At 71.8% G+C, this 23,692-nt stretch carries 20 protein-coding genes and 1 pseudogene; 9 read left to right on the forward strand and 12 right to left on the reverse strand.

The genetic code is table 11. The features are described 5' to 3' along the window. Positions 1 to 138 precede the first annotated feature (138 nt). Positions 139 to 1,158, forward strand: coding sequence for a LacI family DNA-binding transcriptional regulator (locus EDM22_RS14080; RefSeq protein ID WP_376917738.1), 1,020 nt, complete (start codon positions 139 to 141; stop codon positions 1,156 to 1,158). Between the two features lie 61 nt (positions 1,159 to 1,219). On the opposite strand, the gene EDM22_RS14085 is transcribed toward EDM22_RS14080, so the two are convergent. Further along, positions 1,220 to 2,065, reverse strand: coding sequence for a helix-turn-helix domain-containing protein (locus EDM22_RS14085; RefSeq protein WP_122937724.1), 846 nt, complete (start codon positions 2,063 to 2,065; stop codon positions 1,220 to 1,222). Between the two features lie 119 nt (positions 2,066 to 2,184). Here EDM22_RS14085 and EDM22_RS14090 point away from each other — a divergent pair, with 119 nt between their 5' ends. Then, entirely contained in the window at positions 2,185 to 3,192 is a 1,008-nt protein-coding gene (locus EDM22_RS14090) for a phytanoyl-CoA dioxygenase family protein (RefSeq protein ID WP_122937725.1), read from the forward strand. Positions 3,193 to 3,235: 43 nt separating this feature from the next. Here EDM22_RS14090 and EDM22_RS14095 read toward each other — a convergent pair whose 3' ends face one another. After that, positions 3,236 to 3,892: an NAD(P)-dependent oxidoreductase gene (locus EDM22_RS14095; protein WP_122937726.1), complete on the reverse strand. Its 657-nt coding sequence runs from the start codon at positions 3,890 to 3,892 to the stop codon at positions 3,236 to 3,238. A 251-nt stretch (positions 3,893 to 4,143) separates the two neighbouring features. Here EDM22_RS14095 and EDM22_RS14100 point away from each other — a divergent pair, with 251 nt between their 5' ends. Further along, positions 4,144 to 4,617 carry an NUDIX hydrolase gene (locus tag EDM22_RS14100; RefSeq protein WP_122937727.1) on the forward strand — a complete coding sequence of 158 codons (474 nt, stop codon included), beginning with the start codon at positions 4,144 to 4,146 and terminating at the stop codon, positions 4,615 to 4,617. Between the two features lie 37 nt (positions 4,618 to 4,654). Here the strand turns inward: EDM22_RS14100 and EDM22_RS14105 are convergent, their stop codons facing one another. Then, positions 4,655 to 5,482 (reverse strand): oxidoreductase, encoded by an 828-nt coding sequence (locus EDM22_RS14105; protein WP_122937728.1) that lies wholly within the window; start codon positions 5,480 to 5,482, stop codon positions 4,655 to 4,657. Between the two features lie 91 nt (positions 5,483 to 5,573). Here EDM22_RS14105 and EDM22_RS20185 point away from each other — a divergent pair, with 91 nt between their 5' ends. Continuing rightward, positions 5,574 to 6,113, forward strand: coding sequence for a TetR/AcrR family transcriptional regulator (locus tag EDM22_RS20185; RefSeq protein WP_122937729.1), 540 nt, complete (start codon positions 5,574 to 5,576; stop codon positions 6,111 to 6,113). A gap of 32 nt (positions 6,114 to 6,145) precedes the next feature. On the opposite strand, the gene EDM22_RS14115 is transcribed toward EDM22_RS20185, so the two are convergent. Next, positions 6,146 to 7,408 carry an AI-2E family transporter gene (locus EDM22_RS14115; RefSeq protein WP_122937730.1) on the reverse strand — a complete coding sequence of 421 codons (1,263 nt, stop codon included), beginning with the start codon at positions 7,406 to 7,408 and terminating at the stop codon, positions 6,146 to 6,148. Positions 7,409 to 7,440: 32 nt separating this feature from the next. Beyond that, positions 7,441 to 8,025 carry a helix-turn-helix domain-containing protein gene (locus EDM22_RS14120; protein WP_122937744.1) on the reverse strand — a complete coding sequence of 195 codons (585 nt, stop codon included), beginning with the start codon at positions 8,023 to 8,025 and terminating at the stop codon, positions 7,441 to 7,443. A gap of 91 nt (positions 8,026 to 8,116) precedes the next feature. On the opposite strand from EDM22_RS14120, the pseudogene EDM22_RS14125 reads away from it, so the two are divergent. Further along, a pseudogene (locus tag EDM22_RS14125) lies at positions 8,117 to 8,392 on the forward strand (arginase family protein); the annotation flags it as partial. Between the two features lie 660 nt (positions 8,393 to 9,052). Here EDM22_RS14125 and EDM22_RS14135 read toward each other — a convergent pair. The 4 genes from EDM22_RS14135 to EDM22_RS14150 all read right to left on the reverse strand — a co-directional run bounded on the left by EDM22_RS14135 (position 9,053) and on the right by EDM22_RS14150 (position 16,285). After that, positions 9,053 to 10,420 carry an MFS transporter gene (locus EDM22_RS14135; RefSeq protein WP_245989396.1) on the reverse strand — a complete coding sequence of 456 codons (1,368 nt, stop codon included), beginning with the start codon at positions 10,418 to 10,420 and terminating at the stop codon, positions 9,053 to 9,055. Positions 10,421 to 10,605: 185 nt separating this feature from the next. Continuing rightward, complete coding sequence (locus EDM22_RS14140; RefSeq protein ID WP_122937733.1) at positions 10,606 to 12,753, reverse strand: ABC transporter ATP-binding protein; 2,148 nt, start codon at positions 12,751 to 12,753, stop codon at positions 10,606 to 10,608. After that, positions 12,750 to 14,483: an ABC transporter ATP-binding protein gene (locus EDM22_RS14145; protein ID WP_122937734.1), complete on the reverse strand. Its 1,734-nt coding sequence runs from the start codon at positions 14,481 to 14,483 to the stop codon at positions 12,750 to 12,752. The genes EDM22_RS14140 and EDM22_RS14145 overlap by 4 nt, the downstream gene beginning before the upstream one ends. A gap of 299 nt (positions 14,484 to 14,782) precedes the next feature. Continuing rightward, complete coding sequence (locus EDM22_RS14150) at positions 14,783 to 16,285, reverse strand: S8 family serine peptidase (RefSeq protein ID WP_122937735.1); 1,503 nt, start codon at positions 16,283 to 16,285, stop codon at positions 14,783 to 14,785. Positions 16,286 to 16,551: 266 nt separating this feature from the next. Here EDM22_RS14150 and EDM22_RS14155 point away from each other — a divergent pair, with 266 nt between their 5' ends. The 4 genes from EDM22_RS14155 to EDM22_RS14170 all read left to right on the forward strand — a co-directional run bounded on the left by EDM22_RS14155 (position 16,552) and on the right by EDM22_RS14170 (position 20,796). After that, positions 16,552 to 18,258 carry an acyl-CoA dehydrogenase family protein gene (locus EDM22_RS14155; protein WP_122937736.1) on the forward strand — a complete coding sequence of 569 codons (1,707 nt, stop codon included), beginning with the start codon at positions 16,552 to 16,554 and terminating at the stop codon, positions 18,256 to 18,258. Positions 18,259 to 18,493: 235 nt separating this feature from the next. Then, a complete protein-coding gene (locus EDM22_RS14160) occupies positions 18,494 to 18,877 on the forward strand; it encodes a YciI family protein (protein WP_122937737.1) in 384 nt (127 codons plus the stop codon). 59 nt (positions 18,878 to 18,936) lie between these two features. Continuing rightward, positions 18,937 to 20,148 carry an RNA polymerase sigma factor gene (locus EDM22_RS14165; RefSeq protein WP_122937738.1) on the forward strand — a complete coding sequence of 404 codons (1,212 nt, stop codon included), beginning with the start codon at positions 18,937 to 18,939 and terminating at the stop codon, positions 20,146 to 20,148. Between the two features lie 75 nt (positions 20,149 to 20,223). Continuing rightward, a complete protein-coding gene (locus EDM22_RS14170; protein ID WP_122937739.1) occupies positions 20,224 to 20,796 on the forward strand; it encodes a YdeI/OmpD-associated family protein in 573 nt (190 codons plus the stop codon). Between the two features lie 59 nt (positions 20,797 to 20,855). Here the strand turns inward: EDM22_RS14170 and EDM22_RS14175 are convergent, their stop codons facing one another. The 3 genes from EDM22_RS14175 to EDM22_RS14185 form a co-directional block, all read right to left on the reverse strand. Then, entirely contained in the window at positions 20,856 to 21,638 is a 783-nt protein-coding gene (locus tag EDM22_RS14175; protein WP_122937740.1) for a lysophospholipid acyltransferase family protein, read from the reverse strand. 116 nt (positions 21,639 to 21,754) lie between these two features. Further along, positions 21,755 to 22,780: a TerC family protein gene (locus EDM22_RS14180; RefSeq protein WP_122937741.1), complete on the reverse strand. Its 1,026-nt coding sequence runs from the start codon at positions 22,778 to 22,780 to the stop codon at positions 21,755 to 21,757. A gap of 249 nt (positions 22,781 to 23,029) precedes the next feature. Beyond that, the gene (locus EDM22_RS14185) at positions 23,030 to 23,551 is read right to left on the reverse strand and encodes a GNAT family N-acetyltransferase (RefSeq protein ID WP_122937742.1); all 522 of its coding nucleotides are present in this window, start codon (positions 23,549 to 23,551) and stop codon (positions 23,030 to 23,032) included. Positions 23,552 to 23,692 lie beyond the last annotated feature (141 nt).

Here is a 23,692-nt window from a genome sequence, read left to right on the forward strand (position 1 = left end):
CCCGTGGTCGTCGTCCTGCAGTTCTGTGAACGTGCACAGTTTCGAGGATGACAACTCACCTTCGAGAGTCTGTGAACGTACACAGAGTGCCAGCGCGCCGCCGGGATGTCAAGTGCCTCGCCCAGTACAGTGAGTCTCGTGACCACCCCGACGCCCCGGCCGAAGCGCGCCACCGTGCACGACGTGGCCGTCGAGGCGGGCGTGTCCCGCGGCACGGTGAGCCGGTACGTCAATGGCGAGCGCTACGTCTCGGCGAGTGCGCGGGAGGCGATCGAGGCGGCGATCCTCAAGGTCGGCTACGTGCCCAACACCGCCGCGCGCAACCTCGTGATGCAGCGCAGCCAGGCAGTCGGGTTCATCGTGCACGAGCCGCACTCGCTCTTCGTCGAAGACCCCAACATCGGCGAGATCCTGCTGGGCGCGAACACCGCCCTCTCCGAGGCCGACTACCAGATGGCCGTGCTCATCGTCGACTCCGAGCGCGACACCGAACGGGTCGCCCGGTATCTCTCGGGCGGGCTCGTCGACGGTGTCATCATCGTGTCGGCGCGCGCCTACGACCCGATCAGCCGGGTCGTCGAGCGGCTCAACCTGCCCGCCGCGTACGTCGGCCATCCGCCGGGCGCCTCGACCGCGTCGTTCGTCACGATCGACAACCGCGGCTCGGCACGGGCGATCACCGAGCGCCTCGCGGCGACGGGACGGCGGCGCATCGGCATGATCGCCGCGGCCCTCGACCGCGACTCCGGCGCCGACCGGCTGGCGGGGTTCACCGAGGCGCTCGGCGATCGGTTCGACGAACGGCTCGTCGAACCCGTCGCGCTCTACTCGTACTCCGCCGGTCGCGACGCCATGCAGGCGCTGCTCGAGCGGGCACCCGACGTCGACGGGGTGTTCGCGGCATCCGACGCCGTCGCCGCCGGCGCGATGGAGGCGCTGCGCGCCGCGGGCCGGCGCGTGCCCGACGACGTCGGCGTCGTCGGCTTCGACGACAGCGCGTGGGCCAAGCGCACACTGCCGGGACTCTCCACCGTGCGCCAGCCCGCCGCGGGCCTCGGGCGCCAGGCGGCACTGCTCGTGCTCGGCCAGCTCCGGGGCGAGGCGGGCGCGCAGGAGGTGCAGCTCGAGTCCGAGGTCGTCTGGCGCGACTCGGCCTGAGCCGTGCCCGGAGTCATGCCCTGAGTCGTGCTCGGCCCGAGTGGTGGCCGGCCCGGCCGGGTCAGCGAGCAGCGGCTCCCAGGCGGCGGCGGTACGCGCCGGGCGGCTCCCCGCATCGATCGCGGAATCGCGCGTAGAACTGGCTCTGCGAGCGGAACCCCGCGGCGAATCCCACCTCGGGCACCGGCAGGTCGGTCGTCAGCAGGAGGTGCTGCGCGCGCGCGATCCGGCAGTGCGCCAGGTACTCCCCCATCGTGATGCCGAGCGCGGCGCGGAACACCGTCATCGCGTACTGGGGGTGCAGGTGCGCCTGCCGGGCGACGTCCTCGACCCGCACGTCCTCGTGGGCGTGCTCCGAGATCCATGCGGCCATGCCCGCGGCACCCGGCCGGGTCGCGGATGCCGCGGCCCACGCCGCGACATGGGCCGACGCCGCGCGTGCCGCGCGCCGCGTGAACGCCTCGATCTCGAGCGCGGCCGTACGCCGCTCGTCGTCGGCCCCCGCGAGCTCGGCCTGCCAACCAGGGACGCGCACGTCGAGCGCGAGCGGTCCGGTCGCGTCGAGGAGGGCGAACCCGCCGCCGAGCAGGTGCTCGACGAAGCGCGGCGGCAGCCCCCAGCCGAGGCAGCGATCGAGCGGCACCGTGAGCCATGTGATGGCTCGACCGCTCGTGTCGCTCACGAGCTGGTGCGGTCGCGCCGCCCAGAACACCGCGAGGCGGCGCGCGGGGATGCGCACCGGGCGACCGTCGACGAGGTAGTCGAGGTCGACCTCCGCGACGTTGAACTCGAGGTCGTCGTGCCGGTGGGCGATCGTCATGCGGTCGGGGGCGCCGTGCCGGCACGCGAGCCCGAACGAGTGCGGGCCGGGCGCGGCCTCCGGCCGCGCCGCGAGCGCCTCAGTCACCGGGCATCGGTCGATCGCCGGAGGAACTCATGATCCCGGAATTCTTGCACATCCGATCGGAAGCGATGCGGGATCCTCCTGCCTAGCGTGGAGTCGTCCGAACCACCGAAGGAGACACGATGACCCTGACCGATCCCGGCACGGCCGCCGCCGCACCCGCGGTGCCCGCCGTCGCGCCCCGCGACTACCACCTCACCCCCGAGGAGATCGCGCGGTTCGACGCGCAGGGCTACCTCGTGCTGCGCGGGCGCATCCCCGGCGAGCTGCTCGCGCGCCTGCAGCACGCCGCCGACACGTGGATCGCCGAGGGACGCGCGCTCGACGAGGGCGACCCCGCGGCATCCGACTACCAGTGGGCCACGCGGGCCGGCGAACGCCGGATGTTCCGCGTCGACTACCTGCACGGCAAGGGGCAGCCCGCCTCGCTCGAGCTGCTCGGCAGCCCCGCCGTGCTCGGCATCGCCGAGAGCCTGGCCGGGCCGAACGCCGTGCCCACGTACGAGTCGCTCGTGTTCAAGGACACCGGCGACGGCGCGGCGATCGACTGGCACCAGGACGCCGTGCACCCGCGCACGCATCGCATCTTCAACGTCGACGTCTACCTCGACGCGTCGCGCGCCGGCGAGGGCGCCCTGCGCGTCGCCCCGGGTTCGCACCTCGCGCCGGTCGACGTGTGCCAGCTGCAGGAGGAGTACGGCTGGGACGCCCCGGGTGTCATCCAGGTCGAGCTCGAGCCCGGCGACGTGCTCGTGCACGACGTCATGGTCGTGCACGGCTCGGAGGCGGTCACGGGCAACCGGCTGCGGCGAACGATCTACTACGAGTTCCGCGCCGCCGAGCAGATCGCGGCCGAGGGTCCGTGGGACGCCGAATGGGTCGACCGGCGACTGCGGCTGCTGCCGCTCGGGCTGCGCCGGCACGCCCGTGCCTACCCGGGCGCCGAGCAGTTCGCGTGGAACGTCGCGCCGGAGTTCGCGCCCGTCGTGGGCGACGACGACGAGGCCGAGCTGCGGATCGCGCACCTCGTGCACTCGCCCGGCTCGTACTGCAGCGCGGGCAGCGTGCCGTTCACGGCCGGCGACGGTGCGGCGCCCGAGGTCGACCCGATCGGCGAGCCGACGGCGTAGGGCCGGCGGGCGAGCGGGCCGGCGAGCGGGTCAGGCGAGCGGGTCAGGCGAGCGGGTCCCAGGCCACTGCGTCGGCGATCGGCGTGCCGCCGCCGTTGAAGCGGATCGTGCGCCGCACGGTGTTCGGCTCGAGCAGCACGGCCGCGACCGTCGCGGCGACATCCGCCCGGTCGACCGCGTCGCTCGTCGTGGCCGAGACGTCGATGGCGCCCGTGCCGGGGCCGTCGGTGAGTCGGCTCGGCCCGAGGATCGTGTAGTCGAGGTCGGTGCCGCGCAGGTGCTCGTCGGCGGCCGCCTTCGCCTGCGCGTAGGCGAAGAAGGGGTCGGCTGCCGCGACACCGTGGTCGATCGCCGCGCCGAAGTACGAGACCATCACGAATCGGGTGACGCCGGCCTGCCGGGCGGCCTCGATCGCGCGGATCGCCGCGTCGCGGTCGACGGCGTACGTGCGGTCGGGATTACCGCCGCCCGCGCCCGCCGACCACACGACGGCGTCGTGACCGGAGAGCAGCGCCGCGATGCCGTCGACGTCGAGCGTCTCGACGTCGGCGACGAGGGGGCGCGCACCCGTCGCGGACACGTCGGCGGAGTGCTCCGCGTTGCGGATGATCGCGTCGACCTCGTCGCCGCGTGCCGCGAGCAGGCGCTCGAGGTGCAGCGCCACCTTGCCGTGTCCGCCGATGATCGCGATGCGTGCCATGCCCGGCCTCCTCCGTCGGTCTCCTCACCGTACCCGCACCGCCCGACGGATGCCGCAGCGCGCCGGTGCTGGCGCGGCGTCACCCGCACCGGCAGAATGAACCCGACACGTGGAGGTGCAGATGTCGGTCGAATCGATGCTCTGGGCGGCGATCGGATTCATCGCCGTGGTGGGCGGCGGCGGTCTCGTGGTCTGCCTGTTCGCGCTCGCGAAGGCATCCAAGTACTGAGCGCAGGCGAACGGGCACGCGGATGCCGGTGACGAGCGCCGGGCTGCTGCTGTATCACGCCGCGCCCGCGGTCGAGGTCTTCATCGCGCACATGGGCGGACCCTTCTGGGCGCGCAAGCAGGCCGCCGCGTGGACGATCCCGAAGGGCGAGCTCGACGACGGCGAGGATCCGCGGGCCGCCGCGCTGCGCGAGTTCGCCGAGGAGATCGGCACCGAGCCGCCCGCCGCCGAGTACGCCGACCTCGGGACGTTCCGCTACGCGTCGGGCAAGCTCGTGCACGTCTTCGCCGCCGCGGCCCCGGCGTTCGCGATCGACGAGTTGCGCAGCAACACCTTCGAGCTCGAGTGGCCGCCGCGCTCGGGACGCCGCACGGCGTTCCCCGAGGTTGACGAGGCGCGTTGGGTGGGGCTCGACGAGGCGCGCGAGCTGCTCGTCGCGGGACAGCGTCCGGTGCTCGACGCGCTCGAGCGGCTCCTCGGCGACTCGCCGGCCTGACGGATGCCGCGCTCGGTCGAGCCGCGCGGCTGCGGGATCAGGACCCGCCGAAGACGCGGGCGACCACGCCGTCGAACGCCCGGTCGGGCAGGAGCCAGCGCAGAAAGAGGACGAGCTTCGCCGAGGAGGGCACGGCGTACCGCGTGCGCGGCCGCCTGGCGGTGACGGCCTTGGCGATCGCGTCGGCGACGACCTGCGGGTCGGCGGCGAGCCGGGGCCCGTCGACCGTCTCGTAGGTGCGCACGAGCGTCTGCGCCTGGCCCGCGTAGGCCGTGCTGCCCGACTGCGCGACGGCCCCGTCGCGGGAGATCCCGTTCCACTCCGTGCGGATGGCGCCGGGCTCGATGATGACGACGTCGATGCCGTGGGGCTGCAGCTCGACGCGCAGCGAGTCGCTGAGGCCCTCGACGGCGAACTTGGTGGCGTGGTACCAGCTGCCGAGCGGCTCGTAGATCTTGCCGCCGATCGAGGAGATGTTCACGATCGTGCCGCTGCGGCGCTCGCGCATGCCGGGCAGCACGAGCTGGGTCAGCCGGGCGAGCCCGAAGACGTTCACCTCGAACTGGCGGCGCGCCTCGTCGATCGGCACGTCCTCGAGGGCGCCGTACGAGCCGTACCCCGCGTTGTTGACGAGCACGTCGACCCGGCCCTGTTCGGCGAGGATCGTGTCGACCGCGGCCCGCATCGAGTCGTCGTCGGTGACGTCGAGCTCGAGGATGCGTCCACCCCGGTCGGCGATGCCCTGCATGCGCTCCACGCGGCGTGCACCGCCGTACACGACGAATCCGCGCTGCAGCAGTTCGAGCGCGGTGGCCTCGCCGATTCCCGACGACGCGCCGGTGACGAGTGCGACCCTCTGCGGCATGGTGTCTCCTTCTAACTGGTTAGTTACAAATCTCCCCCAGTCCAGCACATCGGTTCGCCCGTTGTCAACTAACCGGTTATATACTCGCGGCATGGCACGAGACGCAGCGACGACGAGAGCCCGTATCCTCGAGGCGGCCACGACCGAGTTCGCGGCCCGCGGCATCGCCGGGGCGCGCGTCGATCGCATCGCCGACCTCGCCGGCTGCAACAAGGCACTGCTGTACACCTACTTCGGCAACAAGGAGCAGCTGTTCGACGCGGTCTTCGCCGGACTCGTGCGGCGCCTCGTGGTCGACAACCCCATCGACGCCGAGCACCTCGACGAGTACGCCGGCCGGCTGCTCGACTACAACGCCGCGCACCCCGAGATCGTGCGCCTCGCCCTCTGGGACCGGCTCGAGCGCGACGGCGCGGGCATGCGCTCGGCCGAGCTCCTCGCGACGGATGCCGCGAAGGCCGCCGCGATCGCCGAGGCCCAGTCGCGCGGGGTCGTCTCGACCCGGTTCTCGCCCGAGACCGCGATGGGCCTCATCACCGTGATCTCCTCGATGCTGCCGTTCGTGCAGCCGGCGGACGGGGCGCGGCTCCGCGCCGCCGTGACGACCGCGGTCGATCGGCTGCTGCGCTGAGGTCTCGGGCGACCGAGCCCAGGCCTCGAAGCTCAGGCGACGGGCGTGCCGGCGGAGGGGCCTGCATCGGGCACGACGGCGACCGCCGTGTCGGTCGCGGCATCCGCTCGCCGTCGGCGCCGGAACGACTTGCGCGCGTCGATCGACGGGTCGGGTCCGTCCCAGACCTTGATGATCGCCCAGGTGACGGCGGCGATCGGCACGGCGAGCACCGCCCCCACGATGCCCGCGAGCACCGAGCCGGCGGTCAGGGCGATGAGGATGACGAGCGGATGCAGCTTGAGCGACTGCGCCATCACCACGGGCTGCAGGAAGTTGCCCTCGAGCTGGTTCACGCCGATCACGATCGCGATGACGATGAGGGCCACGATGGGCCCGTTCGCGACGAGCGCGACGAGGGCCGCGAGGATGCCGGTGATGGTCGCGCCGACGATCGGGATGAAGGACGCGAGGAAGACGAGCACGCCCAGCGGCAGCGCGAGCGGCACCTGGAGGATCGCGAGGCCGATGCCGATGAACAGGGCGTCGACGAACGCCACGATCGCGGTGCCGCGTACGTAGCCGCCGAGCACCTTCACGCTCGTCACGCCCACGCGGCGGCCGCGCTCGAGGTCCCTGCCGCGGAACGGGCGCAGGAAGAACGCCCAGATGACGTCGCCGTCCTTCAGGAAGAAGAACAGCATGACGAACATGAGCACGGCCCCGGTGGCGATCTCGGCCGCCGCGGACACCCCCGCGAGCGCCCCGGCGCCGAACTCGGCACTCGTGACGAAGTCGACGATCGCGTTGCGGGCGTCGTCGATCTGCTGCTGGTCGATCGGGATGGGCAACGACGTGGCCCACTCGAGCAGGTGGTCGAACCCCTGCACCGCCGAGTCCGCGAGGTCCTGCCATTGGTTGCGCACCGCGAAGACGATGCCCGTCACGATCCCGCCGAGCACGAGGATGCCGCTGAGGAGCGTGATCCACGCCGCGAGCATCGGCGAGACGCCGTGCCTGCGGAGCCAGGCGATCAGCGGCGATGCGGCCGAGGCGACGATGATGGCGACGAGCACCGGGATGACGAGCACCGTGACCTGCGAGAGGCCCCAGATCGCGAGCGCGGCGAGGGCCACGACGATGAGCACCTGCAGGCTGCGGGTCGCCCACCGGCCGAGCCGGTCGCCCCAGATCGACCCCGGCCCCGGCCCGCGCGGAACGAGTGCGGCGGGGGCGCCGTCCGCATCAGCGGCGATGGCGGCGGCATCGCCGTCGTCGGCCGGCGGGCGGGGTTCGCGTCGACTGAAGAGGCCCATGCCGCAACCCTACCCACGCCCCGCGGCGGCGCTCAGGAGGACCCGCTCCAGGGCGCGGGGACGAGCACCCAGCACACCTCGGCGGGCGCGTCGTCCTCCGCGTGCCACGTGTGCGGCTCGCGCCCGGGGAAGGTCAGCGCGTCGCCGGTCTCGAGCCGCACCGACCGGTCGGCGAACCGCACGGTGACGGCGCCGGCGACCACGTGCAGCACCTCGACGTCGCAGTTGACGGTGTAGAGCTCGTGGCCGCCGTGGGCGCCGGGCCCGAGCGCCGATCGGATGAGCTGCACGCGGGCTTCGCCGCGGGGCGACATGAGCAGCTCGGTGACCCCGACGCCGCCGAGGTTGATGTTCGGTGCGTCGGCGCGCGTGACGCGCTGGATCTCGGGCTCGGCGAAGAGCGCGCCGACGGGGAGCGAGAGCACCTGACAGAGCTGCACGAGCGTGGCGACGCTCGGGGAGGTCTCGTCGCGCTCGACCCGGCTGAGGAAGCCCTTGCTGAGCCCGCTCGACTCGGCGACCTGCGCGAGCGTGAGCCCCTGCGCGATGCGGGTGCTGCGCAGCTTGGCCCCGATCGGCGTGCCGACCGCGTCGGCCGACGGATGGATCGGGCGCATGCGGACTCCTTCCACGACTCCCTTGACGGCGATGCCGGCCGCGTCGTACAGTTGCGGCAAGTTTCCTCAAGAGTACTGGAAGTTTCGTAATATGCAACCCACTCCGAACGACGCGGCCGGCGACATCCGCGGACCCGTCGACGCGAGCGTCGTGCCCCGGTTCGCCGGCATCGCCACCTTCGCCCGGCTTCCCCGCCTCGACGAGGTCGGCCGGGCCGACGTCGCGATCGCGGGCGTCCCCTTCGACAGCGGCGTCAGCTATCGGCCCGGCGCACGGTTCGGTCCCGCCCACGTGCGCGAGGCCTCGCGCCTGCTCCGCCCCTACAACCCCGCACAGGACGTCTTCCCGTTCGGGGCGCAGCAGGTGGGTCGCGAGAGGATCCAGCTGGCGAGGCCTCGCATCGCCTCTCGACCGAGTGTCCCCGAGTGTCCCCGAGCGATCGCGGTAGACATCGCTACTTCGCTACTTCGCTACTTCGCTACTTCGCTACTTCGGCTACTTCGGCTACTTCGGCTACTTCGGCTACTTTGCTACTTCGGTACTTCGGTACTTCGCTACATCGCACTCGCACATCGCACTTCGCACTTCGCACTTCGCACTTCGCACTTCGCGGTGCCACGGCGGAGCTTGTCTCGAGCGGCCATGCCGCTCTGCGTCCGCGGTCGGCCGCACTCGTGCGCCACGCTGCCGTCGAGCGCGGTAGGGAAGGCTACTTCGCTACCGCGATCCCATGGAGCAGGTCGCTCGGAGCGGTGGTGCCGGCAGCGCCGACGTGATGGTCAGCGGACGTGGTGGTCTGGGGGGGTCTGGTGGTCAGGGGAGGTGGTGGTCTGGGACGTGGTGGTCAGGGGAGGTGGTGGTCAGGGGAGGTGGTGGTCAGGGGAGGTGGTGGTCAGGGGAGGTGGTGGTCAGGGGAGGTGGTGGTCAGGGGAGGTGGTGGTCAGGGGAGGTGGTGGTCAGGGGAGGTGGTGGTCTGGGACGTGGCCGTCTGGGACGTGGTGGTCTGGGGGGTCAGGGACGTGGGGGTCAGGAGGCAGCGTCGGTCTCGTCGCCGAGGTTCGGGCGGCCTCCGCGGCGACGCGAGCGGCGCGGCTCGTCGAGGCCGAGGTGCACGCGGGTGCGGCCGCGCTCGATGACGATGAAGGTGGCGCCGAGCAGCCACAGCGGTACCTGGGTGAGGAAGGCGATGCGGAACGCCTCGAGGCTGTAGGTGTCGGGGGTGCCCGCGCCCTGCACGTCCATCGCGATGCCGATGAAGAGGATGGCGAGGAGCGCGGCGAGGAATCCGCCGACGTTGGTGATGCCCGTGGCGGTGCTGAGGCGGTGGCTCGGGTTGTGCGTGCGCGCGTGGTCGAACCCGATCATCGAGCCGGGACCGCCGGTGCTCATCGCGAACGCGAGCACGAAGAGCAGCCACAGCGGCGAGCTGCCCGGCCACAGGATCACCGCGAGCCACGCGACGACCTGGATGCCGATGATCGGCAGCACGAGCATGCGAGAACGGCGGGTGGGGTGCCGGCTCGAGAGCACGCCGATCACGGGACCTGCGACCATGCCGAACACGACGTACACGCTGAAGATGAGGGACGCCATCGCGGGCGTGAGTCCTTCGCCGACGGTGAGGAACGGGAAGCCCCAGAGCAGCACGAACGCCGTGCCCGAGAACGGCGTCGTGAAGTGCGACCAGAACGCCAGGCGGGTGCCGGGATGCGACCACGACTCCCGGAAGCCCTCGCGCAGGTCGGCTGACGACGTGACGACGCGGATCGCGCCCGTCTCGGTGTTCACCGAGACATCCGCGTCACGGTCGGGCGGATGATTCCGGATGACCGCGAACGTGAGCACCGTGAAGAGCACCCCGAGCCCTGCGAGCGTGCCGAACGCCACCGTCCAGCTCGTGGCGTGCAGCAGGGCCGCCATCGGCAGGATCGCGAGGAGCTGCCCCGCCTGCCCGGTGATGCCCGTGAGCTGCACCATGAACGGCGCCTGCCGCTCGGGGAACCACACCGACACCACGCGCAGCACGCTCGGGAAGATCGCGGCATCGCCCGCGCCGAGCAGCATGCGGGCGAAGATCGCCGTGCCCACGTCGGGCGCGAACGCGAGCACGAGCTGTCCGACCGCCATGAGGAACATGCCCGCCGTGATGATGGGCCGCGCGCCGAACCGGTCGAGCAGCAGGCCCACGGGGATCTGCATCGCGCCGTAGACGAACAACTGGATCACGGCGAACATCGACAGCGTCGAGGCATCCGCGTCGAACCGCACCGCCGCGTCGACGCCGACCGCCGCGAGCGACGTGCGGTTCGTGACCGACAGCACGTAGGCGGCGACCCCCACGCCCCACACGAGCCACAGGCGCCAGGGGCGCACGGGCTGGAGCGCAGACGTCACGGGACCTCGGGTCGGGAGCGGGGGGATCGGTACGGCACGGCTGAGCAGGGCCTGACCGGCGGCGGGATCCGGTGCCGCCGACCGATCCAGCCTACCCGCGACCGTCGCGGGTCGAACGGCGACCACGAACGACGAGCGGATGCCCCGATGGGACATCCGCTCGTTCGTGCTGAGGCCGCTGCGGCCTAGAGTTCGACCTCGGCCGCCTGCTCCGCCGCGGCCTCCAGCGCGTTCGGACCGGCGCCCGATCCGCCGGCGGCATCCCCGGCCATCGCGTGCTCGAACTCGACGTCGAGGTCGGTCGCCGCCTGCTCGAACTGCGAGTTGTAGAGCCGGTAGTACGCGCCCTTCGCCGCGATGAGCTGCTCGTGGTTGCCCTGCTCGACGATGTCGCCGTGCTCCATCACGAGGATGAGGTCGGCGTCGCGGATCGTCGAGAGCCGGTGCGCGATCACGAACGACGTGCGACCCTCGCGGAGCGCGGCCATCGCGTGCTGCAGCAGCAGCTCGGTGCGGGTGTCGACCGAGGAGGTCGCCTCGTCGAGGATCAGCACGCTCGGCTGCGCCACGAACGCGCGGGCGATCGTGATGAGCTGCTTCTCGCCGGCGGAGACGTTCGACGCCTCCTCGTCGAGCACGGTGTCGTAGCCGTCGGGCAGCGAGTGCACGAAGCGGTCGACGTACGTGGCGCGCGCGGCCTCGAGGATCTCGTCGTCGGTCGCCGACTCGCGTCCGTAGCGGATGTTCTCGCGGATCGTGCCGGCGAACAGCCACGGGTCCTGCAGCACCATGCCGGTGCGGGCACGCACGTCGTGGCGGGTGAGCTCAGCCGTGTCCTGCCCGTTGAGGAGGATGCGGCCGCCGTCGAGTTCGTAGAACCGCATGATGAGGTTCACGAGCGTCGTCTTGCCGGCGCCCGTCGGGCCCACGATGGCGACCGTCTGCCCGGGCTCCACCCGGAACGAGAGGTCCTTGATGAGCGGACGGTCGGGCGTGTACGCGAACGACACGTGGTCGAACTCGATCGTGCCGTCGCCGTCGACCGGTGCGGGCGCCGTCTCGGCGTCCTGCTCCTGCTCGTCGGCGTCGAGCAGTTCGAAGACCCGCTCGGCCGAGGCGGTGCCCGACTGCACGACCGCCGCCATGCCGCCGAGCTGCGAGAGCGGCTGCGTGAACTGCTGCGAGTACTGGATGAACGCCTGCACGTCGCCGAGGCGCAGCTGGCCGCTCGCGACCATGAGCCCGCCGAGCACCGCGATGCCCACGTAGGTCAGGTTCCCGACGAACATCATGCCGGGCATGATGATGCCCGAGAGGAACTGCGCCTTGAACGCGGCGTCGTAGAGCTCCTCGTTCTCGGCGCGGAACTTCCAGCTCGCGTCCTGCTCGCGTCCGAAGACCTTCACGAGCGCGTGGCCCGAGAACGACTCCTCGACGCGCGCGTTGAGGCGCCCGACCTTCTTCCACTGCACGCCGAAGGCGGCCTGCGACTTCGGGCCGATCACGCCGAAGATGATGCCCATGAGCGGCAGCGAGACGAGCGCGACGAGGGCGAGCTGCCACGAGATCGAGAACATCATGATGAGCACGCCGATCACCGTGAGCACGCTCGTGAGCGCGCTCGAGAGCGACTGCTGCATGGTCTGCGTGATGTTGTCGATATCGTTCGTGACCCGCGAGATGAGCTCGCCGCGCTGCGTCTTGTCGAAGTAGCTCAGCGGCAGGCGGTGCACCTTGGCCTCGACGTCCTCGCGCAGGCGCCACATCGCCCGCACCATGATGACGTTGATCACGTAGCCCTGGATCCAGGACAGCACGGATGCCACCACGTAGAGCATGAGCACGATGATCACGACCTGGCTCAGCCGGACGAAGTCGATGCCCTCGCCGGGCACGAGCGTCGCGGCGGACACCATGTTCGCGAGGTCGTCCTGGCCCGAGGCCCGCAGCTGCTCGACGACCTGCTCCTGGGTCACGCCCGCGGGCATCTGCAGCGAGAGGAAGCCCTCGAAGATGATGTTGGTGGCCTCGCCGAGCACCTTCGGCGCGATGACGGTGAGCACCACGCCGATGGCGCCGAGCACCGACACGAACGCGAACGGCCACTTGTAGGGCGCGAGGAGCCCGAGCATGCGGCGGAAGCTCGCGCCGAAGTCCTGCGCCTTGCCGGGCGCGACGCTGTCCCACGAGCCGGAGTTGATGCGGGCCTCCTCGGCGAGCCGCTGCTCCTCGAGCAGCTCCTCGTCGAGGGGCTCGGGGACGCCGATCGTCGCGTTGACCGGCTCCGGCGGCAGGTTGCGGCGCCGCGAGCGGCGAGAGGTGTTGTCGCTCATGCCTGTGCCTCCACTCCGAGCTGGGATTCCACGATCTGACGGTAGGTCTCGCACGTCTCGAGGAGCTCCTCGTGCGTGCCGATGCCCACCATGCCGCCATCGTCGAGCACGACGATGCGGTCGGCATCCGTGATCGTCGACACGCGCTGGGCCACGACGATCTTCGTGACCTGTGGCAGCTCGCGCCACAACGCCTGCCTGAGCCTCGCGTCGGTCGTGAGGTCGAGTGCCGAGAACGAGTCGTCGAAGACGAGGACGTCGGGAGCGTGCACGATCGCGCGGGCGATGGCGAGCCGCTGCCGCTGGCCGCCCGAGACGTTCGTGCCGCCCTGGGCGATGCGGGCATCGAGCCCGCCCTGCATGTCCGCGACGAAGTCGCGGCCCTGCGCGATCTCGAGCGCGTGCCAGAGCTCGGCGTCGGTCGCCTCCTCGCGACCGAAGCGCAGGTTGTACGCGACGGAGCCCGCGAAGAGGAACGGACGCTGCGGCACGAGGCCGATCGTCTTCCACAGGTGCTCGAGGTCGGCCTCGCGCACGTCGACGCCGTTGACGAGCACGCTGCCGCCCGTGGCATCGAAGAGCCGCGGGATGAGCGAGACGAGCGTGGTCTTGCCGGCGCCCGTGGAGCCGACGATCGCGACGGTCTCGCCGGGCTCGGCCCGGAACGAGATGTGCTCGAGCACGGCATGCTCGGCGCCCGGGTACTTGAACGACACGTCGCGGAACTCGACCGATCCGACGGCCGGGAACGCGGTGACGGCGTCGGCCGGCCGCGTGAGCGTCGACTCGCTCGCGAGCACCTCGCTGATGCGCTCCGATGAGACCGCGGCTCGCGGGATCATGATGGTCGTGAAGGCGGCCATGAGCACGCCGCCCAGGATGATGCCGACGTACTGCATGAAGGCGAACAGCGTGCCGATCTCGACCGTGCCCGCGTCGACCTCGATCGCGCCGAACCAGATGACGCCCACGATCGTGACGTTGAGCACGAGCATGAACAGCGGGAAGAGCGTGACGAAGAGGGTGCCGACGCGGCGGCCGACGACCATGATGTCGGTGTTCGCGCCGCGGAAGCGCTGCTCCTCGATGTCCTCTCGCACGAACGCCCGCACGACGCGGATGCCCGTGAGCTGCTCGCGGAACACGCGGTTGACCGCGTCGAGCTTGCCCTGGTAGCTGCGGAACAGCGGCACCATGCGGGCGATCACGAAGCTCGCGACGACCAGGATCGTGAGCACGGCCGCGCCGATGAGCCAGCTGAGCCCGACATCCTGCTGCAGCGCCATGATGACGCCGCCGATCGCGAGCAGCGGCGCGCTCACGAGCATGGTGGCGCCCATCATCGCGAGCATCTGCACCTGCTGCACGTCGTTCGTGTTGCGGGTGATGAGGGACCCCGGCCCGAACTGCGAGACCTCGCGCTCCGAGAACGCGCTCACCTTGTCGAACACGTCGTTGCGGATGTCGCGGCCGGCGCGCATCGCCGCCTTCGCGGCGAAGTACGTGGCGATGATCGCGGCCACGATCTGCGCGAGGGAGATCGCGAGCATGAACATGCCCGTCGACCAGATGTAGTCGGTGTCGCCCTTGGCGACGCCGTTGTCGATGATGTCGGCGTTGAGGCTCGGGAGGTAGAGGCTCGCGAGCGCCGACAGGAACTGGAACACGAGGACCCCGGCGAGCAGCCACCGGTAGGGCCTCAGATAGCGGACGAGGAGTTTGCCGAGCATGATTCTCCGCAACGGAACGATGTGTGGATGGTGGTGTGCGGCGTGCCGCGCGGTGCCGCGTCGGGGCTCGAGCCCCGGGATGCACCGGACAAGTCTGCATCCAACCGCATGCCGCCGACATCCGTCGGATGGCCGATATCGCTCAGGGCGCAATCGAAACGGACCGGACCCTCCGGTGGGCGGCCATGTGCGGATGAGCAGCGGCGCATGGCGTCTCGAGGCCCCGACCCCGTGACGCGCGGATGCCGCGGCCGGGCGAACCCGACCGCGGCATCCGTCGCGTATGGAACCGAGCTGCGTCAGCCCCCGATCGCGCTGAGCGCGTTCACCTGGCCGTGGCCGTTGAAGCTGTTGTAGCCGATGCCGCCCGTGCACACCTGCGGTGCGCCGTTGTCGACCGCGGGGAAGTTCGCGTACACCGACATGTCGGTCGGGCAGGCGATCGGGTCGGCGGTGCCGGTGATGCGCGCCGCGACCGTTCCCGGGTTCGTGATGCCCGTCGAGACGATGAGCGCGGCGACGCCCGCGACGTGCGGCGAGGCCATCGACGTGCCCTGGATGTAGCAGTACGCGCCATCCGGCGACACGAGCGGGATGCCGCAGGTCGTGGCGAGCAGGCTCGCCGGCCACGTCGAGAGGATGCGTCCGCCACCGGGCTGGGTCACCTGGAAGCGGCGGTCGCCGCCGGGCGCGACCACGTCGGCGGCGCCCATTCCGTAGCTCGAGTAGTAGGACTTGAACTGGTCGATGCCGTTGGCGGTGACGCCGATGACGCCCGGCACCTCGGCCGGCACGATGGCGCACGCGTTGCTGATCTCGCGCTGCACCGGAGTCGTGTTGTCGGGGCTCGTGGCGTCGCCCGTCGTGTGGGCCAGGTCGTCGGACTGGTTGCCCAGGGCCGACACGACGACGGTTCCGCTCTGCTGCGCGAACCGGATGGCACGGCGCTCGGCCTCCCAGATGGCCCGCTGCTCGGGGTCGTTCTTGCAGTTGAAGAGCCACGGGTCGGCGAAGTAGCTGTTGTTCGTCACCTGGATGCCGTGGGTCGCCGCCCACATGAACGAGCACACGACGGCCTCGGGGTAGAAGAACCCGTCGGCGTCGCCGGCCTTGATGCCCGCGATCTTCACGTTCGGCGCGACGCCCACCATGCCGAGGCCGTTCTTGGCCGCGGCGATCGTGCCCGCGGTGTGCGTGCCGTGGCCGTCGTCGTCCATCCACGCGGCCGGGTCCTGGTTCGGCACGCCGCCGACGCACGAGACGCTGCGCGAGAAGTCGACGTTCGGAGCGAGGTCGGGGTGCGTCCAGTCGAGTCCGCTGTCGATGTCGCCGACGATGACCGAGGCGCTGCCGCCGTTGATCGCGCGGGCCTCAGGGGCCGAGATCTGGTCCATGTCCCACTGGATCGAGCTCAGCGGGTCGTTGCCGGGCGCGGGCGTGCCGGGATCGATCGGCTCGGCGGCATCCGTCGCCTCATCGGCGAGCTGCACCCCGAGGGCCGCGGTCGAGGCCGCGCCCTGCACCGATGGGTCGGCCGCCTCGACGGCGTCGCCGAAGCCCACGCGGTCGGAGGAGACGATCGCGACCCCGATCTGCGGGTACGTCTGCACGACCGTGCCGCCGGCCGCGGAGAGCTTCGCGAGCGACTTCGCCCCGACCGCGTTCGCCTTGTAGAGGACGACGTAGGTCTCGCTCTCCCCGGTCTGCGCGGGGGCGGCGACCGCCGGCGCGGCCGCGAGCGACAACCCGCAGACGAGGGCGAGCGCGCCGACGGGCGCGACGATCCGACTCAGTGTTCGCACTGTGATGCTCCAGTTCTCTCGGCGGCATCACGCGATTTCGCAGGACACCGCACCGTGGCCAGGCAGAAGCCCACGGCGGGTGGCCGCGGGGGTTCGTAGGTTCGCCCGGTGGTGCCGGGCGGGGCCCTGCGTGTTCCCGACAGTAACGAGGTTCCGCGAGCCGCGGCAAGCATTCGCCCGAGGCGGCGATGGGGCACGTGCGCGAATGGGACGGATGACTCGATCCCGGGCGGACGGGCGAGCAGAATGGCACTCGGAGGTCGACGATGATCCACACGCACGAGGTCGTCAACCAGCCGCCGCCGCGCGAGGGGGTCGACGAATTCGCCACCGACGCGCCCCTCGTCGAGGCGGTCGCGCGATGGGGGCGGGCGGGTGCCGTCCCGCCGCTGTCCGAGGTCGGGGTGCACGTCGGATCGGCGGCGTTCCAGCGCGATGCGGAGCTCGCGAACACGCACCCGCCCGTGCTGCGCAGCCATGACCGATGGGGCGTCCGCGTCGACGAGGTCGAGTACGACGACGCGTACCACCGCATCCTCGGGGCGGCCGTGGGCGCGGGGGCGCACACGTCGGCGTGGGCGGATCCCGGTGCGGGCGCCAACGTCGACCGGGCGGCGGCGTTCCTGCTCTTCGCGCAGGTCGAGCCCGGGCATGCCTGCCCGGTGTCGATGACGCACGCCGCGGTGCCCGTGCTCGAGCTCGCGGCATCCGGCCTTCGCGACGAATGGATGCCGCGGCTGCTGAGCCGCGCGTACGAGCCGGAGCTGGGCGGGGTGGGTCTCGAGACGCGCCCGGGGGCCGCTCCTCGACCCGCACAGGGCGGGGGACGTCCTCGGGTGGCGAAGCGCTCGGCGCTGGTGGGCATGGCGATGACCGAGAAGCAGGGCGGTTCCGACGTGCGCGCGAACACGACGCGCGCCGAGCCGACCGGCGCCGACGACGCGCGGGGGCGCGAGTTCCGGCTCACGGGGCACAAGTGGTTCTGCAGCGCGCCCATGAGCGACGCGTTCCTCGTGCTCGCGCAGGCGCAGGGCGGGCTCAGCTGCTTCTTCGTGCCGCGCGTGCTGCCCGACGGGTCGCGCAACGTGTTCCGCATCCAGCGCCTCAAGGACAAGCTCGGCAACCGCTCGAACGCGTCGAGCGAGGTCGAGTTCGAGGGCACGACGGCGTGGCTCGTGGGCGAGGAGGGGCGGGGCGTCGCGGCGATCGTGCAGATGGTGACGCGCACCCGCCTCGACTGCGTGATCGGCACGGCCGCGGGCATGCGGCAGTCGGTCGCCGAGGCGGCGTGGCATGTGCGGCACCGCAGCGCGTTCGGGTCGCTGCTCGTCGACCAGCCGGCGATGGCGGCCGTCGTCGCCGACCTCGCGCTCGAGTCCGAGGCGGCGACCGTCACGGCGATGCGCCTCGCGCGGGCCTACGACGACGACGCCGACGACGCCGAGCGGGCGTTCCGCCGCCTCGCGACGGCCGTGTCGAAGTTCTGGATCTGCAAACGCGGGCCCGAGCATGCGTACGAGGCGCTCGAGTGCCTCGGCGGCAACGGCTACACCGAGGCGTTCCCGCTCGCCCGCCGCTATCGCGAGCAGCCGCTGCTCGCGATCTGGGAGGGGTCGGGCAACGTCATCGCCCTCGACGTGCTGCGGGTGCTCGACCGCGAGCCCGACGCGTTCGACGCGTTCTTCGACGTCGTGGGCGAGGCGGCTGGCGGCCACGCCGCGTTCGACCTCGCACTCGCTGAGGCGCAGTCGATCGTGCGCGAGGTGTCGGCGGATGCCGCGGGCGCGCCCGTGCGGGCACGGGAGCTCGCCGAGCGGCTCGCCCTGCTGCTGCAGGCGTCGCTGCTCGTGCAGCACTCGCCCGCCGCGGTCGCGGACGCGTTCGCGCGCTCCCGCCTCGAGGGCGACGGCGGCACCCTCTACGGCGCGCTTCCGCCGGGCGTCGACACGGCGGCGATCCTCGCGCGGGCCTGAATCGCCGGTCGAGTAGCCGCGGAGCGGCGTATCGAGACCTGTGGAGGAGTGGTCTCGATACGGGCCTGGGGGCCCTCCTCGACCGGCGCCGGTGGCGGGAGGGTCTCGATACGGGCCTGGCGGCCCTCCTCGACCGGCGTGGGCCGGATTCGCCGCGGGTGTCGAATTCGCGGCATCCGCCTCGACATACTGATGGGAGCGCAACCGCCTCCCGACGCAGAGCAAGGAGCGAGTCGTGAAGTACCTCATCCTCATCAAGTCCAACCCCGAGTGGGCTGCGGCGTTCGCATCGTTCACCCCCGAGCAGCAGGCCGAGGGCATGGCCGTCTACACGAAGCTGTTCACCGACCTGCAGGAGTCGGGCGAGCTGGTCGACGCCGAGCAGCTCGCGGGCCCCGAGACCGTGCGCCGGGTGTCGCTCGGCGAGCACGGCCCCGTCGCGAGCGACGGCCCGTTCGCCGAGACGAAGGAACTGCTCGGCGGCTACTACCTCGTCGACGTCGAGTCATTCGACCGCGCCGTCGAGATCGCGGCCCGCATGCCCGAGGCCGCACAGGGCATGGTCGAGATCCACCCGATCCTCGCGCAGATGGCCGCCGCCGACGCGTCGGTCGCCTGACGCGGGCGAGGCGAGCCGTCGCGGCGCCCGAGGAGGTCGCCCTGACCGGGATCGAGCGGATGCTGCGGGCGGCCGCCCCCTCGGCCCTCGCGATCCTCGTGCGCCGCACCGGCGACTTCGAGGCGAGCGAGGACGCGATGCAGGAGGCGCTGCTCGCGGCATCCGTGCAGTGGACGACGGACGCGGGCCCGCCCGAGAACCCGCGGGCGTGGCTCGTGGCCGTCGGCTACCGGCGCTACGTCGAGGACGTGCGGCGCGACGTGGCCCGGCGGGCGCGCGAGGAGCGCGACGCGGCGCTCGAGGTGGGCGCCGCGGCATCCGCTCGCGACGACTCGCTCACCCTGCTGCTGCTGTGCTGCCACCCCGCCCTCAGCCGGCCGGCGCAGCTCGCGCTCACGCTGCGGGCGGTGGGCGGCCTCACGACCGCCGAGATCGCGCGTGGGCTGCTCGTGCCCGAGGCGACCGTGGGGCAGCGCATCGCCCGGGCGAAGGCCCGCATCCGCGCGGCGGGCGGCGAGTTCCGGATGCCGCGGGCCGACGAGCTGCCCGGCCGCGTCGCCGCGGTGTGCAACGTGCTCTACCTCGTGTTCACCGAGGGGCACACCGCGAGCGCGGGGGAGTCGCTCGCGCGCTCCGACCTCTCGGGCGAGGCCATCCGGCTGGCCCGGATGCTGCAGGCCGCGACGCCGCCCGGCGCCGCGTGGCGCGGCGAGGTCGACGGCCTCCTCGCGCTCATGCTGCTCACCGAGTCGCGCCGTCCGGCCCGCCAGCGGGTCGAGGTGCCGGGCTCGCCGCCCGTGTTCGTTCCGCTCGACGAGCAGGACCGCTCGCTCTGGGATCGCGTCCTCATCGCCGAGGGGGTCGCCCTCATCGAGGGGGCGCTCGCGTCGTCGCAGCCGGGGCCGTACCAGGTGCAGGCCGCGATCGCCGCCGTGCACGCCGAGGCGCGGTCGACGGCCGAGACCGACTGGACCGAGATCCTCGGGCTGTACGAGCTGCTGCGCCGCATGGCGCCCGGGCCGATGGTCGAGCTCGGCTGGGTCGTCGCCGTGGCGATGGTGCAGGGGCCGGATGCCGCGCTGCGCGAGCTCGACACCGTCGCCCTCGAGCCGGCGCTCGCCGGGCACTTCCGCGTGCGCGCGGTGCGGGCGCATCTGCTCGAGCTCGCCGGCCGAACGGCTGCCGCGCGCACCGAGTTCGCCGCGGCGGCGGGCCTCGCGCTCAACGCCGCCGAGCGCCGCCACCTGGAGGCGAAGGCCACGGGCCGCTGAGCGTCGCGATGCCGTCCGCGGCTCGGGCCGGCGATCGGCGTGCATCGACACCGGCACCGCGGCTATCCTCCCGTCATGGCCGGCCGCAACGACAAGCCCGAACTGCAGGTCGATTCGGCCGCGGACTGGGAAGCCTGGCTGGACTCGAACCCCGACTCGAGCGGGGTCCGACTCCGCCTGCGGAAGAAGGCGACGACCCGGCCCGGGATCACCTACGCCGAGGCGCTGGACGTCGCGCTGTGCTTCGGGTGGATCGACGGGCAGTCGTCCGCCCTCGATGCCGACTACTACCTGCAGATGTTCACGCCGCGACGACCGCGAAGCATCTGGTCGAAGGTCAACATCGGCCACGTGACTCGGCTGGTCGAGGAGGGTCGCATGCGTCCTCGCGGCCAGCACGAGATCGACCGCGCGAAGGCGGACGGACGTTGGGACAGCGCGTATCGGCAACGCGACGGCGAGATCCCCGTCGAGCTTCAGGAGGCCCTGGACGCAGACCCGCAGGTCGCCGAGGCCTTCGCGTCCCAGTCGGCGCAGAACCGGTTCTCGATGGCGTTCCGCGTGGCCAATCTCAAACGGCCGGAGTCGCGAGCCGCACGGGTCGCCCAGTACGTCGAGATGCTCAGACGAGGCGAGACCCTGCACTGACGGCCGGGCCGACGGCAACGCTCTTCCGGCGGCGATCGCGCGGCGTGCGGGCCGACGGCTCAGCTCTGCGCCGAGTCGTGGTCCTGGCGCTTGCGCTCGCGGGCGGCGTCGCGGGCGGCGTCGGCGGCGGCGGCCTCCTCGGGGGTCGGCGCCGTGCCGCCGAGGTGGCGGGGCTGCCACCAGGCGCCGGTGCCGTCGACGGGGTAGTCGCGCTGGAGGCGGTCGACCATCGACTGCATGGTCTCGCGCAGGCGCTCGGTGGCCGTGTGCGCGTCATCCGCCGGACTCACCGCGATCGGTGCGCCGAACTCGAACGTCACGGGCACGCCGAACCGCTCGCGGAACCCCACGCGGTGCCGCTTCGTCATCAGGCGGTGCCCGCCCCACACGGCGACCGGGATGACGGGCACGCCCGCCTCGGCGGCCAGGCGCACGGCGCCGGTCTTGAACTCGCGCACGGTGAACGACGCGCTCACGCCCGCCTCGGGGAAGACCCCGATGAGCTCACCGCGCCGCAGTGCCGCCACGGCGTTCGCGTACGCGGCGGCGCCCGCCTTCATGTCGACCGAGATGTGCTTCATCCCGCGCATGACCGCGCCGAGCACGGGCTTCTCGAACACGCTCTGCTTCGCCAGGAAGCGCACCCGCCGGCGCGCCGAGATCCAGGTCACCCACTCGACGAGCGCGAACTCCCAGTACCCGAAGTGGGTCATCGCGAACACGGCGCCGCCGGATGCCGGGATGTGCTCGGTTCCCGTCGCGATGCGCTTCAGGCGCAGCGCGCCGAACAGCCCGCGACCGGCGGCGATGGCGGTGTCATAGAGGGGCTCGCGCGTGCTCATGGAGCGAGACTACGCGGCTGGGCTGGGCCGTCGCCGTGTGACGCCGCGAGCGGATGCCGCGGCGCCGCCGAACCGAGAGCACGGCGAGGCGCACGCGGCATCCGCGATCTTCGGGGTCAGCGAGCGGATGCCGCGGCGCGTCGCCGCCGGAGCACCGGCTCGAGCGCCGCCACCTCCTCGTCGCTCGCCACGCGGAACGCTCCCGCCGGGTCCGCCTCGACCGTTCGCCGGCCCTGGCCGCGGGTCGCCCGCAGCGACGCGACGATCGACACCGCGATGATCGTCGCGACGACCGCGAGCGACACCGTGGTGGGGATGTACAGCACGTCGAGCAGCAGCATCTTGACGCCCACCCAGACGAGCACGATCGCGAGGCCGACCTTCAGGTACACGAAGCGGTGGATGAGGTCGGCGAGCAGGAAGTACATCGCCCGCAGGCCGAGGATGGCGAACGCGTTGGCGGTGAACACGAGGAACGCCTCGTCGGTCACGGCGAAGATGGCCGGGATCGAGTCGACCGCGAACACGATGTCGGTCACCTCGACGAGCACGAGCACCGCCAGCAGCGGCGTCGCGAGCAGCACGCCCTGCTTGCGCACGAGGAACCGCTGCCCGTGGTAGGCGTCGGTCATCGGCACGACCCGGCGGAACCAGCGCAGCACGCGCGAACGCTCGGGATGCACGTGTTCGTTGCGGGTGCGGATCATGCGCCACCCGGTGTAGATCAGGAACGCGGCGAAGACGTAGAGGATCCACGAGAAGTTCTCGATGAGCAGCGCACCCGCCGCGATGAACAGCCCGCGGAACACGAGCGCGCCCAGCACGCCGAGGAACAGCACGCGGTGCTGGAACTCCCGCGGCACCGCGAACGCGGCGAAGATGATCGCCCACACGAACACGTTGTCGACGGCGAGCGACTTCTCGATGAGGTACCCGGCGAAGTACTGCTGCCCGGCCTCCGCGTCCCACGCGTTCCAGACCACCACGCCGAACGTGATGCCCGAGAGCACCCAGACGATCGACCAGCCGAGCGCCTCGCGTACGCCGATCACGTGGGCCCTGCGATGCGCGAACAGGTCGATCGCGAGCATCGCGACGATCGCGGCGAGCACGGCGAGCCAGGCGAACAGGGGCACGTCCATCAGATCCTCCAGTTGTCGGAATCACGGCAACCGGAGGTCTCGTCCGAGCGTCGCACGCCCGGCTCGTGCCGGGCGGTCGGCCCGGATGCGCCGGGGCCCGATGGCGGGCCCGGAATGACGACGCATCCTGCGGGGACTACTCCCCTCCGCAACCATGAGAACACAAGAAGCAGGTTTCATGCATCCCGCAGCCGCTGTCCGGCGGCATCCTCACAGCGATCTCGAAGGTGCGAAGCGCGCGACCGTGGGTCAGAGCGCCCGCGTGAACGCGACGCGGTGTTCCCCGGGCCCGTCGTAGTCGCGCCAGGCGAGCACCCCGTCGATCTCGGTGTCGCCCGAGAGCGCGAAGCCCAGTGCGCGGTGGAACTCCTGGGAGCGGTGATTCACCGGACCGGTGATCGCGTCGACGCGGACGCATCCGCTCGCCCGCATCTCGTCGAAGAAGCGCTCGTAGAGCGTGCGTGCGAGGCCCGATCGGCGAAGGTCGGGATCGACGCCCACGAAGTGGATGTACGCGACGCCCGGCTGCGACTGCGACCGGAACCCGATGAGGAAGGCCGCGAGCGACCCGTCGGCGCCGTCGACGATCGTCGACGTGTCGCCGAAGTGCTGGAAGAACAGGCGGGGGAGCAGGAGCGGCAGGGTCGTGGTGGTCGGCATGCCCCACCACGTGGGGATCACCCCGACGACGCGAGCGTGGTCGGCGGGCGTCGCCCGGCGGAACGCGAGCTGCGGATGCCGCGCATCGGCGGCGAGCGGATCGGTGTCCATGCTCGATGATCGCGCAGCGTCGACCATGCGCGCGAGCCTCGCCGCCCGGCGCCCACGACGCGGCGGGGAGCCCCTCAGCGGCCGAGGGCGACCGCGAGGGCCGCCGACGCGAGCACGAGCGCGGCCGCCGCGGCCGCGGCG

Origin of the sequence: Agromyces tardus (assembly GCF_003710805.1) — a bacterium.
In the GTDB taxonomy this organism is placed as follows: domain Bacteria; phylum Actinomycetota; class Actinomycetes; order Actinomycetales; family Microbacteriaceae; genus Agromyces; species Agromyces tardus.

Excerpts from the sequence above, each read along its gene's own strand:
- EDM22_RS14090 (WP_122937725.1), top strand. The coding sequence starts at position 2,185 with ATGACCCTGACCGATCCCGGCACGGCCGCCGCCGCACCCGCGGTGCCC.
- EDM22_RS14095 (WP_122937726.1), bottom strand. The coding sequence starts at position 3,892 with ATGGCACGCATCGCGATCATCGGCGGACACGGCAAGGTGGCGCTGCAC.
- EDM22_RS14100 (WP_122937727.1), top strand. The coding sequence starts at position 4,144 with ATGCCGGTGACGAGCGCCGGGCTGCTGCTGTATCACGCCGCGCCCGCG.
- EDM22_RS14105 (WP_122937728.1), bottom strand. The coding sequence starts at position 5,482 with ATGCCGCAGAGGGTCGCACTCGTCACCGGCGCGTCGTCGGGAATCGGC.
- EDM22_RS20185 (WP_122937729.1), top strand. The coding sequence starts at position 5,574 with ATGGCACGAGACGCAGCGACGACGAGAGCCCGTATCCTCGAGGCGGCC.
- EDM22_RS14115 (WP_122937730.1), bottom strand. The coding sequence starts at position 7,408 with ATGGGCCTCTTCAGTCGACGCGAACCCCGCCCGCCGGCCGACGACGGC.
- EDM22_RS14120 (WP_122937744.1), bottom strand. The coding sequence starts at position 8,025 with ATGCGCCCGATCCATCCGTCGGCCGACGCGGTCGGCACGCCGATCGGG.
- EDM22_RS14140 (WP_122937733.1), bottom strand. The coding sequence starts at position 12,753 with ATGAGCGACAACACCTCTCGCCGCTCGCGGCGCCGCAACCTGCCGCCG.
- EDM22_RS14145 (WP_122937734.1), bottom strand. The coding sequence starts at position 14,483 with ATGCTCGGCAAACTCCTCGTCCGCTATCTGAGGCCCTACCGGTGGCTG.
- EDM22_RS14155 (WP_122937736.1), top strand. The coding sequence starts at position 16,552 with ATGATCCACACGCACGAGGTCGTCAACCAGCCGCCGCCGCGCGAGGGG.
- EDM22_RS14165 (WP_122937738.1), top strand. The coding sequence starts at position 18,937 with ATGCTGCGGGCGGCCGCCCCCTCGGCCCTCGCGATCCTCGTGCGCCGC.
- EDM22_RS14170 (WP_122937739.1), top strand. The coding sequence starts at position 20,224 with ATGGCCGGCCGCAACGACAAGCCCGAACTGCAGGTCGATTCGGCCGCG.
- EDM22_RS14175 (WP_122937740.1), bottom strand. The coding sequence starts at position 21,638 with ATGAGCACGCGCGAGCCCCTCTATGACACCGCCATCGCCGCCGGTCGC.
- EDM22_RS14180 (WP_122937741.1), bottom strand. The coding sequence starts at position 22,780 with ATGGACGTGCCCCTGTTCGCCTGGCTCGCCGTGCTCGCCGCGATCGTC.
- EDM22_RS14185 (WP_122937742.1), bottom strand. The coding sequence starts at position 23,551 with ATGGACACCGATCCGCTCGCCGCCGATGCGCGGCATCCGCAGCTCGCG.